Origin of the sequence: Rhizobium sp. M10 (assembly GCF_002531955.1) — a bacterium.
Classification (GTDB): domain Bacteria; phylum Pseudomonadota; class Alphaproteobacteria; order Rhizobiales; family Rhizobiaceae; genus Rhizobium; species Rhizobium etli_C.
Genome location: NZ_NWTA01000002.1, coordinates 84,673 through 99,236 on the forward strand (window position 1 = coordinate 84,673; position 14,564 = coordinate 99,236).

Genomic DNA, 14,564 nt, shown 5'->3' on the forward strand with positions numbered 1-14,564 from the left:
TATGGAATTGGACTATAAGCGGCAGCGGCGAAAAATTGCAAATGCCAATTGGCGGCGGTTCCTGAATCCATCGAGACGTCGCGGAAGAGCGTCAGCTCTCGACGATCTCGTCCCTGCTGGGTGGAAGCGCGCCGAGTTCGGCCCAGTCAAGTTCTTGTTCCAGCATATGAAAGACATCGTCGTCGATCTCATCGGAGCGGCGCATCGCTGCCAGCTTGGCGCGTTTTGCGACGATGACATTGCGGCGCTGTTTATCGAGCCTGCTGACCTCGCGTGGATGTTTCCCATCCGCGGCGATCTTGCGCTCCGAGGTGTAGACGTCGCGCAGGATGCGGGTGGAATCGTCCTCGCCGCCTGTAAGCTCGGCCAGCGCCGCATCGATCAACGCCACGCGGGCTCTGGCGAGATCGCGCTCCAGGGACGTGTCCGGATCGAATTTCAGAAAACGGATCAGCGGTCCGAGCGTCAGTCCCTGGACGATGAGCGTGCCGAGGACGACGGCGAGCGCGCTGAGCAGGATGATGTCGCGATCGGGAAAGTCGATCGGCAGGGCGAGCGCGGTCGCCAGGGTGACGAGGCCGCGCATGCCGCACCAGCCGGCAAGCAGGCTGGCCGCAAACGTCGGAGCGGCCTGTGTCGTGCGTCCGCGCGCTGCGAGAAAGTTGATCGCCGCCCGGTTGTAGAAGAGCACCCAGGCGAGACGGACGACGACGACGGTGCCAAAGACCGCGGTGGCGAAGCCGATCGCGAAACTCAGTCGGCCGGGATCGAGGTCGAGGACGATCTGGCGGGCCTGCAGGCCCATCAGCAGAAAAGCGAGCACATTGAGCAGGAAGACCGCAGCCTCCCACACAGAATAGGAGTGGATGCGGTGGCGGGCCGTCTGCCGTTCCGGCATGTAGCGGGCAATCACCATCGCGTAGACGACGATGGCCAGAATCGCCGAAAGATGCAGCCGCTCGGCGATGATCCACGTGCCGAAGGTGGCGACGAATTCGAGCAGGGTGCCGCCGAGCGTGCCGGCGAGCCTCAGGCCGACGACCATGTAGAGACGGCCCATGAGATAGCCGAAGACGAGGCCACCGGGGACTGCGAGAGCCAGTTCCGCCAGAGCGCCGGAAAAGAAGGCCGGACTGGCTGCGGCCGAAACCGCAGCGCTGAAGATCAGAAGTGCGACGGCATCGTTCAAAAGGCTCTCGCCCTTCAGGACGACATAGGTCTGGCGCGGCAGGGCGAAGCGATCGAGCATGGCGGTGGCGGCGGCGGCATCCGGCGGCGCGACGATGGCGCCGAGCGCGACGGCCGCGGCCAGCGGCAGGCCGGCCATCGTCACCCCGACGACGGCGACGGCTGCAGCTGTCAGGATCACGGCGATCGCGGCGAGCGAGAAGAGGGGCAGCCAGTTGCGCCTCAATGTCCTCGGCGGCAGATCATAAGCGGCGTCGAAGAGCACGGGCGCGACCAGCAGCGCCAATGCAAGGTCGGGATCAATGGCAACCTCGGGAGCCCAGGGCACAGCCGCGACGATGACGCCGGCGATCGACAGCATTGTCGGATAGGGGATCCGGAACTTCCTGGAGAATTGCAGAAAGACGATCGCCACCAGCAGCAGGGTGAGCATGCTTTCGAAGAACGCCATCAAGCTCCCCCAACATGCGCCTCCTGCGGAGGCGTTCCTGCCGCAGAATTAGGGCGGCGCAGGGCCGCGGCCACTGTCAAACGGGCCCGAGCCCAAGCTGCGGCATTTCAGCCGACATTGCTGAATCTGCCGTCTGCGTCCTTGTTCTGGCGGCAAGCTCAATATATCTACCGATATTATAAGTATGCTTATAAATTAACGGTCACAGGTTTTCATGAGCGCTACGCCCACACTCGGCTTCCTACTCCATGACGTCGCGCGACTGCTGCGCAAGCGGTTCGAGCAGCGCGCGAAGTGCCTTGGGCTGACCCGGTCGCAATGGCAGACGCTTGCCTATCTCTCCAACAATGAAGGCATCCATCAGAGCGGCCTGGCCGAAATCCTTGAAATCGAGCCGATCACTTTGGTGCGCATTCTCGACAAGCTCGCCGAACGCGGGCTGATCGAACGCCGCCAGCACCCGACCGACCGGCGCATCTGGCTGCTCTACATGCGCGAAGAAGCCCATCCGCTGCTCGCCGAAATGCGCGAGCTCGGCGATGTAACCCGCGCCGAGGCGCTCGAAGGCGTTTCGGCCGAGCAGCGCGAGCTGCTTTACCAGATCCTATCCGCAATGAAGACGAACCTGGTGCAGGCTTGCCGAACACCAGTTGAAGAAAATGAGATGAACGATGGCTGATCAACCCAACCTCCGCGTCGTTGCCGACGCCAATGCCAAGACATCTGACGAAAACCAAGTCAAACAGCAGGAAACGGTAGCCGAAGCGCCTTCATCCAGTTCAGCGCCGGCTGCCGCCGTGGCTGCGCCTGGCGGCAACAAGGTCCGCCGCCGGCGCAGTCTCACACGGCCCGTCCTTTTCGCCCTGCTGCCGGTGGCGCTCGTCGTCGGCGGTTATTATTACGTCAATGGCGGCCAGGTGATGTCGACCGACAACGCCTATATCCAGGCCGATATGGTCGGGGTCACCACCGATGTCTCGGGCATCGTCGAGCAAATCAACGTGCACGAGAACGAGGCGGTCAAGGCGGGACAGGTGCTCTTCAGCCTGAAATCGGATTCCTTCAAGATTGCGCTCGATGGCGCCAAGGCGCAGCTCGGCGCGCAGCGCAACCAGATCATGAACCTCAAGGCGAGCTATCAGCAGTCGCTCGCCGAGATCACGCAGGCGCAGGCCGATCTGCCTTATTACAAGGAGCAGTTCGACCGGCAGCAGAGCCTTGTCAACAACGGCAGCGCGACGCAATCCGCCTATGACGAGGCCAAGCACAATCTCGAGGCCGCCAGCCAGAAGGTTGCCGTCGCCAAGGCGGAAGCGGCAACGACGCTTGCCCAGCTCGGCGGCTCTGCCGACCAGCCGGTCGAGGAAAACCCGCTCTATCTGCAGGCCAGGTCGAATGTCGACAATGCCCAGCGTGAACTCGACCACAGCATCGTCAAGGCGCCTTTCGACGGCATCGTCACCAATGTCAACGCCTTGCAGGTGGGCTCCTACCTGCAGGCTTCGCAGCAGGCCTTCTCGCTTGTCGCCACCGACCATCTGTGGATTGCCGCCAGCCCGAAGGAGACCGAGCTTACCTATGTCAAACCCGGCCAGACGGCAGAGATCTACGTCGATAGCTATCCCGGCGTGACGTGGAAAGGCAAGGTCGAGAGCATCAGCCCGGCCTCCGGCTCCAGTTTCTCGCTGCTGCCGGCGCAGAACACCACCGGCAACTGGGTGAAAGTCGTCCAGCGCATTCCGATGCGCGTCAGCATCGAGGATACCGAGGGCAAGCCGCCGCTTCGCGTCGGCATGAGCACGGTGGTCGATGTCGAAACCGGCCATGCCCGCGGACTGCCCGACTTCGTCAACAAGCTTCTGGGCCGGCCTCAGGGCAAGGATCATGAGTAACGCTCCCGCATCTCCGGCGACCCCTGTTGCCAATCGCGGCGCGATCACCGCCTGCGTCATTCTCGCCGTCATCATGCAGGCGCTGGATACGACGATCGCCAACGTGGCGCTGCCCTATATTCAGGGCAGCGTGTCGGCCTCCGCCGACCAGATCAACTGGGTGCTGACATCCTACATCGTCGCGGCGGCGATCATGACGCCGCCGTCGGGCTTCCTTGCCGCCAAGTTCGGCCGCAAGCGCGTGCTGCTCGTCGCCATATCAGGCTTCGTCGGCGCCTCGGTGCTCTGCGGCCTGGCGCAATCGCTGAACCAGATCGTCACCTTCCGCCTGCTGCAGGGCCTGTTCGGTGCATCGCTGGTGCCGCTTTCCCAGGGCATCCTGCTCGACATCTATACGGTCGAGGAGCGCGGTTCGGCCATGGCGCTTTTCGGCGTCTCGGTCATGGTCGGGCCGGTCCTCGGCCCGGTCATCGGTGGCTGGCTGACCGACAATATCAGCTGGCGCTGGGTGTTCTACATCAACGTGCCGATCGGCGCGCTTGCCTTTGCCGGTATCGTCATCTTCGTATCGGAAACGAAGAGGGATGCGCTCGCCAAGCTCGACTGGTTCGGTTTCGGCATGATGAGCCTGCTCATCGCCTCGCTGCAGCTCTTCCTCGACCGCGGTGAGCAGCTCGACTGGTTCTCCTCCGGCGAGATCATGCTCGAAGCCATCATCTGCGCCGCCGCCTTCTATCTGCTGCTGGTGCACACGCTGACGGCGGAGAAATCCTTCGTCAATCCGAAGCTGTTCCTCGACCAGAATTTCACGATCAGCATGATCTTCATCTTCGTGATCGGCATCACCTATCTCGCCTCGCTGGCGCTGATGACGCCCTATCTGCAGACGCTGATGGGCTATCCCGTCATCACCGCCGGCATCGTCATGGGGCCGCGCGGGCTTGGCACCATGCTTTGCATGTTCATCGTCGGGCGGCTGATCGGCAAGGTCGATACACGCTGGCTGCTGGTGCTCGGCCTCGGCCTGACTGCCTGGGCGATGTACGACATGACCGGCTGGACGCCCGACGTCTCGCAATGGACGATCGTCTCGGTCGGTTTCATCCAGGGCGCCGGTCTCGGTTTCCTGTTCGTGCCGCTGACGACGATCGCTTTCGCCACGCTGCCCGCCCATATGCGCGGCGACGGCACCGGCCTCTACAATCTGTCGCGCAACATCGGCTCGTCGGTCGGCATCTCGATCGTCTCGGCGCTGATCGTCGAAAACACGCAGAGCAATCATGAATCGATCGCAGCCTATGTGACGCCGTTCAACCACGCCTTCAACGCGGTGGCGGCGCAGGGGCTCAGTCCCGTGACGGCGGCCGGGCGCGCCTCGCTCAACGAGATCATCACGCTGCAATCGACGATCATCGCCTATATGGACGACTTCAAGCTGTTGATGCTGATGTCGCTTGCCGTCATTCCGCTGGTTCTGCTGCTGCGCAAGCCGAAAGCGGCGCCCGCCGTCGACCACAGCGCTGTCATGGAATAGTCAGCGAAATGGCTTGCTGAGATAACGCGATCCCTGAATGCCGAAGCGCCATGGCACGTCGGCATTTTTGGTGATGCCGATGCGTTTTCCCGAAACGATCGGCACCGGCACGGAGGGCGTCAGCGCATAGGGCGGGCGGTCGAGCAGCCGGTCGTTGATCTCGATATCGATGCCGAGCGCCTGGCAGAGTTTGCCGGGGCCGCTGCAAAGCGCCGTCAGCATGTCGGTGCCGCGCCGCCGCATCATCAGAGGGATTCCTGTTTCCGGCTCAAGCGCCCGGATGAGCACGGCCGAACCCGGATGGCAGACGAAGTTCAGGCACCAGTACATGCCGTAGATGCGGTAGATGTAGACATTGCCCGGGCGGCCGAACATGGCGCCATTGCGCTTGGTCGGGCCGCGGAAGCTGTGCGAGGCCTCGTCATCGGGGAAATAGGCTTCGGTCTCGGTAATGCGGCCGCCGGCCCCATCGACTGTGAGATGGCAGCCGAGCAGAGCGCGGGCAACAGTGATCGCGTCGCGCTCGAAAAACGCCTTGAGGCTTTCACCGGCAAGCGCGCCGGCGCCGATCGCGCCGGCTTTCGTTCCACCATCGGTCATGGCCGAGGCAGATACCATTCGACGTGGCGGCCGTCATCCCAAAACCATCGCAGCGGAGGGGCAGGCATCAGTGGCCGGCATTCGGATCGCGCATCGGGATCGAGGAGACGGTGACCGAGACCGGGTCGCTTGCCGGGAAAGTATCTTCCAGTCCCTCTTCCAGTTCTTCTTCGAGCAGGGCGGGATCCTTGCTGCGCGGGCCGTCGCCATGGGCGGGTTCGATGGCTGTCGCAAGCAGGGTCTTGGCGCGCGAGACGGCATTTTCCTGGGTCAGTCCGGGCGTGCTGCGCAGCGTCACGGCAATGCTGTCTTCGCCCTCGCCGCCGAATTCGACGACGAAGCCGTCTTCCGTCTGGTAGACAGTGATGTCGCTGAGTGCCATGGCCTTCCCCCGAAAAAAAGCGGTTGCATGCGCAAGGCGCGTCTTAATGATGCGCGCTTTCCGGATTTTGTCGAGCGAAGACCTTCACCAGCCAGTCGATGAAGACGCGCACGCGCGGTGAAAGCTGGCGGTTGCGGGGGTAGAGCAGGGATACCGGCGTCGGGGTCAGCGGAAAATCCTCTAGCACGCGAACCAGCCTTCCCTCCGTGAGATCTTTTTCAGCGTGATAGCGCGGGATCTGGATCAGGCCGAGGCCCATCCTTGCCGCGGAAATATAGCTTTCGGCGGCGTTGACGGCGACGGTCGCGGGAAGGGTGATGTTGCGCACGGCGCCGTCGACGATGAATTCGAGCGGCAGCAGAGTGCCGGTGCTGCTGGAGCGGAAGCCGACCATGCGGTGGCCGGTCAGCCGGTCCGGATGCTGCGGCAGGCCGTGGGCGGCGATGTAGGCGGGGGAGGCGAGGGTGATCTCGTCGAGCATGGCGAGACGGCGGGCGACCATGTCGCTATCCCCGGGCGTACCGACGCGCAACACGCAATCGATGCCTTCGCGAACCAGATCGACCAGCCGATCGCCCTCGCTCATATGGAATTCGATCTCCGGATAGGCATCGAGAAAGGACGGCAGGCGCGGCAACACGAAGTGGCGGGCGAGCGTTCCGTGCACATCGACGCGCAGCAGCCCCTTCGGTCTGGCGCCGGCAAAGGCGCCTTCGGCATCCTCGATGTCGGCGAGGATCGACAGGCAGCGCTGGTAATAGGCCTCGCCGTCGAGCGTCGGGCTGACATGGCGCGTGGTGCGCTGGAGCAGGCGTACGCCGAGGCGGGCTTCGAGCTGTTTGACCGCATCGGTGACGGTCGAGCGCGGCAGGCCGGTGTCTTCCGCGGCAAGGGTGAAGCTGCGGCGTTCAACAACACGGCAGAACACACGCATGGCATCGAACCTGTCCATCTGTTTGTTCGCCTTTCCCGGATAGTGATGCCGAAGAATGCATGATTATCCGCGTCGGCAAAAGCCGCATCTTCTTTCGATCGAAAAGCGCGCTGTGGCGCAGATGAAGGAGAAGAACAATGGCTTCCAACCAAAGCAGCAAGGTCGCACTGGTCACCGGTGCTTCCCGCGGTATCGGCGCGGCGGTTGCCAGACGCCTCGCCAGAGACGGTTTCACCGTCGTCATCAATTACTCCGGCAATGCCACCCCAGCCGAAGAACTGGCCCGGGAGATCGAGCAGGCCGGCGGCAAGGCGCTGACCGAGAAAGCCGATGTCAGCGATGCGGACGCCGTGCGCCGCATGTTCGATGCTGCGGAAACCGCTTTCGGCGGCATCGACGTGCTCGTCAACAATGCCGGCATCATGAGGCTCTCCTCGCTCGCCGAGGCTGACGACGAAAGCTTCGACCGCCAGATCGGCGTCAATCTCAGGGGCACCTTCAACACGCTGAGGGAAGCGGCCAGGCGCTTGCGCGACGGCGGCCGGGTCATCAACGTCTCGACCTCGGTCGTCGGGCTGAAGCTTGAAACCTACGGCGTCTACGCCGCGAGCAAGGCGGCCGTCGAAACGCTGACGGCGATCATGGCCAAGGAAATGCGCGGCCGCAATATCACCGTCAATGCGATTGCGCCCGGTCCTGTCGCCACCGATCTTTTCCTCAACGGCAAACCAGAGGAACTCGTCGTCCGCATGGCGAAGATGAACCCGCTGGAGCGCCTCGGCACGCCCGAGGACATCGCATCGGCGGTCGCCTTCCTCGCCGGCCCGGACGGCGGCTGGATCAATGGCCAGACGCTGCGCGCCAATGGCGGCATGATCTGACGAAGGTGACCTCATCGCGATTATGTGAACGACGCTTGTGGGTTTTCCCTCTTACAATCTTATGGAGAGTGCTTATAACTGCTTTATCGCGAGAGAGTGGCGTTCCCTGACGCTCTCTTACGAACCTCCAGAGCCTGCCGCGCCCGCTCTGCGGCGCGACAGGCCCGATGTTCAAAATATTGCGGCCCGTCGAAGGTACCCCTCCTTCCGGGCCGTATCTGTTTTGCCGCTCAATAGTCGTTCAGCTTGGCCTCGACCAGAAGCTTCACCAGCCAGTCGACGAAAACGCGGACCTTGTTGCTGAGGTGGCGGTTCGGCGGATAGACGACATAGAGCGGGATCGGATCACGGCGCCATTCCGGCAGCACGCGGACGAGTTCGCCCCGCCGCATCGGCTCGCGCGCCATGAAGGTCGGCACCTGCGCGACGCCGAGCCCCGTCAGCGCCGCAGTCAGATAGGTGCGGCTGTCGTTGACGGAGGCGATATAGCGCGGGTTGGTCTCAATCGTCTCGTTGTCCCTGCGAAATTCGAAGGGCAGCGTCCGGTTGTTCTGAGCGCGGAAATAATTGACCGAGTAGTGTGCGGCCTCCAGATCCTCGGGGCGTTCGGGCATGCCGAATTTCTGGATGTAATTTGGCGAAGCACAGGTGATGAGTTCCATCTCCGAAACGCGCCGGGCGATCAGCGACTGGTCGGCGGGCGTGCCGGCCCGCAACGCGCAATCGACATTTTCGACCAGATAATCCACCGTGCGGTCGCTGACGCCGAGGTCCAGACGGATGTCGGGATAGCGCTGATAAAAGTCGCAAAGGGCCGGGACGACGATTGCGTCAGCAAAGGCGCCGCTCATTTCGACGCGCAGCCGCCCGCTCGGCAGGCTCTGCGAGTTGGAGAGGCTGCCGTCGAGTTCCTCCAGTTCGGAGATAAGCTGGGCGGCGCGTTCGTAATAAAGCGCGCCGTCCGTGGTCACCATCACCCGGCGCGTGGTACGGTTCAGAAGCTTGGTGCGCAGATGCGCCTCCAGGCCCTGGATAAGATTGGTCACCGTCGCCTTGGGCATGGCGAGCATGTCGGCGGCGCGGGTGAAATTGCCCGTCTCCACCACGCGGATGAAGACGCGCATTGCCGAAAGCTGATCCATCGGTTTCAAGTCCGCAGTTTGCGTTGCACCATTATTCGAGAATTGGAACAGTGTAATCGCGATATCGCTTCTTATTCCCTGTTCTGAATAACAATATCTTTTTTATGCAAAATGCAAGCGACGGGCGTTGTCTGTTTGTCGCGATGCGCACAGAGGCCGGAACATGACGGTGGAATGGAAAGATATGATGCTGGACAAGGTGGCCATCGGCCCCGTTTCCGCACGCATCTACCAGGGCGCCGATTACGGCAAAGGGCCGCCGATCGTGCTTTACCTGCATGGCGGCGCGTTTCTCGATCAGGAGACAAATGTCGACCGGCCGGTGGCGATCAGCCTCGCCAAGGCCGGCGCCATCGTCGCCGCCGTCGATTACAGCAGCCTGTCCGGCAATCTGTTTCCGAAGGCGCTGGAAGTTTCCTTTTCCGTTTTCACCTACCTCGCCAACAAGCGCGCTGCCGGTCTTGGTGACCGCAAGTCGCTGCTGTTCGTGGCCGGTGAGGAGGCCGGCGGCAATGTCGCCGCCGGTGTGGCGCTGAAGGCGCGCGACCAGCTGCCCGACGCGCTCGACGGTCAGGTTTTGATTTCGCCGCTGCTTGATCCCTTCATGGGCACCTCTTCGATCCGCAAGGCGGAGGCCATCGGCATGCGCCAGCGCTGGACGGAGGGCTGGAGCCATTACTTGAGCGGCGGCGGCTGCCACCCTTACGCAGCGCCTTGCCTCTGTTCGCGTCTTGCAGGCGTTGCGCCGGCGCTGATCTTCACCGCCGAGGACGATCCTCTGCACGACGAAACAATTGGTTACGGCGCCCGCCTGAAGAAGGCGGGTGTCGGTGTGCGCCAGCATGTCATTCCCGCCGGGACGGGCTGGCCCTCGATTTATGGTGGGAAATCCGGGGAAGTGCCCGATTGGCAGGAACACGTCAGCCGCCATTTCGGAGATTTCCTTCAGGACGTAAGCGTCCAACCGCAATTGCATTGAAGAAGATCTGATATTTCGGCGGCTTGGGGCCGCAAGGAGAGTACTGATGACGTCCAGAAGCAAGCGCTGGGCCCTGGTGGGCGCCGGCATGGGCCTTATTGCGTCGGTTTCCGGCGCTGCATTGTTTTTCGAACTGCCGATGAGCACGACCGCCACGGCCGCTTCCGCCCCGGCGCAGCCTCCCGCTGTGCCGGTGACGGTTGCCGTCGTCGCGGCGCGCGACGTGACGGCCTGGGAGAGTTTCTCCGGCCGCCTCGAAGCCGTCGACCGTGTCCAGGTTCGTTCCCGCGTCGCCGGCGCCATCCTGTCGGTGGCGTTCCGCGAAGGTGCGCTGGTCAAGCAGGGCGACCTGCTGTTCACCATCGACCCGGCTCCCTATCAGGCGAGCGTGGCGCAGGCGCAGGGCCAGGTCGCCTCGGCCGAAGCGAAGGTCAGCCTGGCGCAGACCGAACTCGATCGCGGCCGCCGGCTTTCCGACAACCGCACCATCTCCCAGAGCGATCTCGATCAGCGCCAAAGCGCGCTGGCCGAGGCGCAGGCAGGACTGCGTTCGGCGCAGGCCGCATTGCAGTCGGCCCAGCTCGATCTCGATTATACTGAGGTGCGGGCGCCGGTGTCGGGCCGCATCGGCAAGATCGAGGTGACCGCCGGCAACCTGGTTGCGGCCGGCTCGGCTTCGCCTGAACTGACGACGCTCGTTTCGGTCGATCCGATCTATGCGAGCTTCAATGCCAGCGAAGAGATGGTGACGCGTGCCCTTGCCCAGCTGCCGCAGACGGACAGCGCCCTGCCGCCGGTCGAACAAATCCCCGTCGAGGTCGGCACCCTGGCCGACAGCGGCACTCCGATCAAGGGCAAGCTGCAGCTGATCGACAACGAGGTCGATGCATCAAGCGGCACAATCAGCGTGCGCGCCGTCTTCGACAATCCGGGCGGGCGCCTGATCCCTGGCCAGTTCGTGCGGGTGCGCATGGGCCAGCCGAAGGCCGAGAACAAGATCGTCATCAGCGATCGTGCCGTCGGCACCGATCAGGACAAGAAGTTCGTCTTCGTCGTCGACGGCGAGAACAAGGTGGCCTATCGGCAGGTGCAGCTCGGCACGCTGTCTGACGGTCAACGGGTGGTCGAAAGCGGCCTAAATGCCGGCGAAAAGATCGTCGTCAACGGTCTGCAGCGCATCCGTCCGGGCGCCGTCGTCGTGCCGCAGATGGAAGAGAAGGTCGCGACCGCTCAGTAAGACTTCACCCTCCCCGGCGGAGCAAGGCGATGCCTCGCCCGGGGAGGGCCCATGCTCGAATTGATATGACCCGCCGGTGGCTCCCAAGCCGCCGGAGAGGGACTTTGCATCCATGTTCACCCCGGAGAGGGCTTTGATATGAACATCTCCAGATTCTTTGTCGATCGCCCGGTTTTTGCCGGCGTTCTTTCGGTCCTCATCGTGGTTGCCGGCCTGATCGGCCTCAGGGCGCTGCCGATTTCCGAATATCCTGAAGTCGTGCCGCCATCGGTTGTCGTGCGCGCCACCTATCCCGGCGCCAACCCGTCGGTCATCGCCGAAACGGTGGCGACACCGCTCGAGGAGCAGATCAACGGCGTCGAGGGCATGCTCTACATGTCGAGCCAGGCGACGTCGGACGGCGTGCTCAACGTGACCGTCACCTTCAAGCTCGGCACCGATCCCGACAAGGCGCAGCAGCTCGTGCAGAACCGCGTTTCGCAAGCCGAGCCGCGCCTGCCAGCGGAAGTCCGTGCGCTGGGCATCACCACGGTCAAGAGCTCGCCCGACTTCATTATGGTCGTCAATCTCGTCTCCGATGGCGACAGTCACGACATCACCTATCTGCGCAACTACGCGACCCTCAACGTCAAGGATCGGCTCGCCCGCATTCCGGGCGTCGGCCAGGTGCAGGTTTTCGGCGCCGGCGACTATTCGATGCGCGTCTGGATCGATCCGCAGAAGGCCGCCGAGCACGATCTCGCTGCCAGCGATATCAGCAACGCCATCAGCTCGCAGAACGTCCAGGCCGCCGCCGGCATCATCGGCGCGTCGCCCAGCCAGCCGGGCGTCGACCTGCAGCTCAACGTCAACGCTCAGGGCCGCCTGCGCACGCCCGAAGAGTTCGGCAACATTATCGTGAAGACGGGCGCCAACGGCGAGATCACCCGCCTTCGCGACGTCGCCCGCATCGAGCTCGGCGCCGCCGACTATACACTGCGCTCGCTGCTCGACGGCAAGCCGGCTGTTGCCGTCGCCGTTCTTCAGGCGCCCGGTTCGAACGCGATCGAGATCGCCGACAATGTGCGCGCGACCATGGACCAGCTGCAGCTGGCCATGCCCGAAGGCGTCAAATACGAGATCGTCTACGATACGACGAAGTTCGTGCGCGCCTCGATCGAGAAGGTCATCGATACGCTGCTCGAAGCCGTCGCACTCGTCGTCCTCGTCGTCATCCTGTTCCTGCAGACATGGCGCGCTTCGATCATCCCGCTGATCGCGGTTCCGGTCTCGATCATCGGCACCTTCGCGGTCATGTATGTCTTCGGCTTCTCGATCAACGCGCTCAGTCTGTTCGGGCTGGTGCTCGCGATCGGCATCGTTGTCGACGACGCAATCGTCGTGGTCGAAAACGTCGAGCGCAACATCGAGCACGGCCTGTCGCCGCGGGCGGCGACCTACAAAGCGATGAAGGAGGTCTCCGGTCCGATCGTGGCGATCGCGCTAGTGTTGGTCGCGGTCTTCGTGCCGCTCGCCTTCATCTCCGGCCTGTCGGGTCAGTTCTATCGCCAGTTCGCGCTGACGATCGCGATCTCGACCGTCATCTCGGCCTTCAACTCGCTCACCCTGTCTCCGGCGCTCGCAGCTCTTCTCTTGAAGGGGCACCACGCGCCGAAGGATTGGCTGACGCGGTTCATGGACGCCATCTTCGGCTGGTTCTTCCGCGGCTTCAACCGTGTCTTCGGCGCCGGCTCGAACGCCTACGGCAAGGGTGTGGGCGGGCTGGTGTCGCGCAAGAGCATCGTCATGGTGGTCTATCTGGCGCTGGTCGGTGCGACCTACAGCATGTTCACCACCGTCCCGGGCGGCTTCGTGCCGTCGCAGGACAAGCAGTATCTGATCGGCTTTGCCCAGCTGCCGGATGCCGCAAGCCTCGACCGTACGGAAAACGTCATCAAACGGATGACCGACATCGCGCTCGCTCAGCCGGGCGTTGCCAATGCGATCGCCTTCCCGGGTCTGTCGATCAACGGCTTCACCAATTCCTCCAATGCCGGCATCGTCTTCGTGACGCTGAAGGACTTCGAGGAGCGCAAGACGCCCGATCTCTCGGGTGGCGCCATCGCCATGGCGCTGAACCAGAAGTTCGGCGCCATCCAGGACGCCTTCATCGCCATGTTCCCGCCGCCGCCGGTCAACGGTCTCGGCACGACGGGCGGTTTCAAGCTGCAGATCGAGGATCGCGCCGGCCTCGGCAACCAGGCGCTCGACGAGGCAACCAAGGCGGTGCTCGCCAAAGCCTATCAGACGCCTGAACTTGCCGGGCTGTTCTCCAGCTTCCAGATCAACGTGCCGCAACTCTATGCTGACCTCGACCGCGCCAAGGCCGAGCAGCTCGGAGTTTCCGTCACCGACGTCTTCCAGACGCTGCAGATCTATCTCGGTTCGCTCTATGTGAACGACTTCAACGCCTTCGGCCGCACCTACAGCGTCCGGGTGCAGGCCGATGCGAAATTCCGCGCCCAGCCGGAAGATATCGGCCAGTTGAAGGTTCGTTCGGCATCGGGTGAGATGATCCCGCTTTCGGCCCTCCTGAAGGTGGAGCCGAGCACCGGTCCTGAGCGCGCCAACCGCTATAATGGCTTCCTTGCCGCCGACATCAACGGCGGTCCGGCGCCGGGCTTCTCCTCCGGCCAGGCGCAGGCGGCAATCGAGAAGATCCTTCGCGAGACACTGCCTGCGGGCATCGACTTCGAGTGGACGGATCTGACCTATCAGCAGATCCTGGCCGGCAATTCGAGCGTGGTCGTCTTCCCGCTGGCGCTGCTGCTCGTCTTCCTGGTGCTGGCCGCCCAGTATGAAAGCCTGACGCTGCCGCTTGCGATCATCATGATCGTGCCGATGGGCGTGCTGGCCGCGCTGACGGGTGTCTGGCTCACCGGTGGAGACAACAATATCTTCACCCAGATCGGCCTCGTCGTGCTTGTCGGTCTATCGGCGAAGAACGCGATCCTCATCGTCGAGTTCGCCCGTGAACTGGAGTTCGAGGGCAGAACGCCGCGGGAGGCCGCGGTCGAAGCCAGCCGGCTGCGCCTTCGCCCGATCCTCATGACCTCCATGGCCTTCATCATGGGCGTCGTGCCGCTCGTCGTCTCGACCGGCGCCGGTGCGGAAATGCGTGCCGCCATGGGTGTCGCGGTCTTCTCCGGCATGATCGGGGTGACGTTGTTCGGCATCTTCATGACGCCGGTGTTCTACGTGCTGCTGCGCCGGATGACGGGCAACCGCCCGCTCGTTCAGCACAAGCCGGACGAGCACAAGGAGGAAGAGGCCGAGGTCATCAGGCTCGCGGCCGAATAACGGAA

Annotated in this window: 12 protein-coding genes; 7 read left to right on the forward strand and 5 right to left on the reverse strand. The window is 63.3% G+C overall.

What is annotated here, in order from left to right; all coding sequences use genetic code 11:
* Nucleotides 1–91: 91 nt before the first annotated feature.
* On the reverse strand, nucleotides 92–1,639 hold the full coding sequence (locus tag CO671_RS02145; protein ID WP_097604150.1) for a cation:proton antiporter: 1,548 nt from the start codon (nucleotides 1,637–1,639) through the stop codon (nucleotides 92–94).
* Nucleotides 1,640–1,853: 214 nt separating this feature from the next.
* Here CO671_RS02145 and CO671_RS02150 point away from each other — a divergent pair, with 214 nt between their 5' ends.
* From CO671_RS02150 to CO671_RS02160, 3 genes are read left to right on the forward strand one after another with little or no spacing between them, the layout of a single operon-like run.
* The gene (locus CO671_RS02150) at nucleotides 1,854–2,318 is read left to right on the forward strand and encodes a MarR family transcriptional regulator (protein WP_010029563.1); all 465 of its coding nucleotides are present in this window, start codon (nucleotides 1,854–1,856) and stop codon (nucleotides 2,316–2,318) included.
* Nucleotides 2,311–3,531: an HlyD family secretion protein gene (locus CO671_RS02155; protein WP_097604151.1), complete on the forward strand. Its 1,221-nt coding sequence runs from the start codon at nucleotides 2,311–2,313 to the stop codon at nucleotides 3,529–3,531. The genes CO671_RS02150 and CO671_RS02155 overlap by 8 nt, the downstream gene beginning before the upstream one ends.
* Nucleotides 3,524–5,065: a DHA2 family efflux MFS transporter permease subunit gene (locus tag CO671_RS02160; RefSeq protein ID WP_097604152.1), complete on the forward strand. Its 1,542-nt coding sequence runs from the start codon at nucleotides 3,524–3,526 to the stop codon at nucleotides 5,063–5,065. Before CO671_RS02155 ends, CO671_RS02160 begins: the two co-directional genes overlap by 8 nt.
* Here the strand turns inward: CO671_RS02160 and CO671_RS02165 are convergent, their stop codons facing one another.
* Genes CO671_RS02165 through CO671_RS02175 form a run of 3 tightly spaced genes read right to left on the reverse strand, consistent with a single transcriptional unit; the run spans nucleotide 5,066 to nucleotide 6,999 of the window.
* Nucleotides 5,066–5,683, reverse strand: a complete 618-nt coding sequence (locus CO671_RS02165) for a DNA-3-methyladenine glycosylase (RefSeq protein WP_097604153.1) — start codon at nucleotides 5,681–5,683, stop codon at nucleotides 5,066–5,068.
* A gap of 49 nt (nucleotides 5,684–5,732) precedes the next feature.
* Nucleotides 5,733–6,047 (reverse strand): hypothetical protein, encoded by a 315-nt coding sequence (locus tag CO671_RS02170; protein ID WP_097604154.1) that lies wholly within the window; start codon nucleotides 6,045–6,047, stop codon nucleotides 5,733–5,735.
* A gap of 43 nt (nucleotides 6,048–6,090) precedes the next feature.
* Entirely contained in the window at nucleotides 6,091–6,999 is a 909-nt protein-coding gene (locus tag CO671_RS02175; protein ID WP_097604155.1) for a LysR family transcriptional regulator, read from the reverse strand.
* A gap of 119 nt (nucleotides 7,000–7,118) precedes the next feature.
* On the opposite strand from CO671_RS02175, the gene CO671_RS02180 reads away from it, so the two are divergent.
* Nucleotides 7,119–7,862 (forward strand): SDR family oxidoreductase, encoded by a 744-nt coding sequence (locus CO671_RS02180; RefSeq protein WP_097604156.1) that lies wholly within the window; start codon nucleotides 7,119–7,121, stop codon nucleotides 7,860–7,862.
* Nucleotides 7,863–8,092: 230 nt separating this feature from the next.
* Here the strand turns inward: CO671_RS02180 and CO671_RS02185 are convergent, their stop codons facing one another.
* A complete protein-coding gene (locus CO671_RS02185) occupies nucleotides 8,093–9,004 on the reverse strand; it encodes a LysR family transcriptional regulator (RefSeq protein ID WP_097604157.1) in 912 nt (303 codons plus the stop codon).
* Nucleotides 9,005–9,167: 163 nt separating this feature from the next.
* Between CO671_RS02185 and CO671_RS02190 the strand changes: the two genes are divergently transcribed.
* From CO671_RS02190 to CO671_RS02200, 3 genes are all read left to right on the forward strand, one after another.
* Complete coding sequence (locus CO671_RS02190; RefSeq protein ID WP_097604158.1) at nucleotides 9,168–9,983, forward strand: alpha/beta hydrolase fold domain-containing protein; 816 nt, start codon at nucleotides 9,168–9,170, stop codon at nucleotides 9,981–9,983.
* A 46-nt stretch (nucleotides 9,984–10,029) separates the two neighbouring features.
* A complete protein-coding gene (locus CO671_RS02195; RefSeq protein WP_097604159.1) occupies nucleotides 10,030–11,220 on the forward strand; it encodes an efflux RND transporter periplasmic adaptor subunit in 1,191 nt (396 codons plus the stop codon).
* 138 nt (nucleotides 11,221–11,358) lie between these two features.
* Nucleotides 11,359–14,559 (forward strand): multidrug efflux RND transporter permease subunit, encoded by a 3,201-nt coding sequence (locus tag CO671_RS02200; RefSeq protein WP_097604160.1) that lies wholly within the window; start codon nucleotides 11,359–11,361, stop codon nucleotides 14,557–14,559.
* The last annotated feature ends 5 nt before the right edge of the window (nucleotides 14,560–14,564 follow it).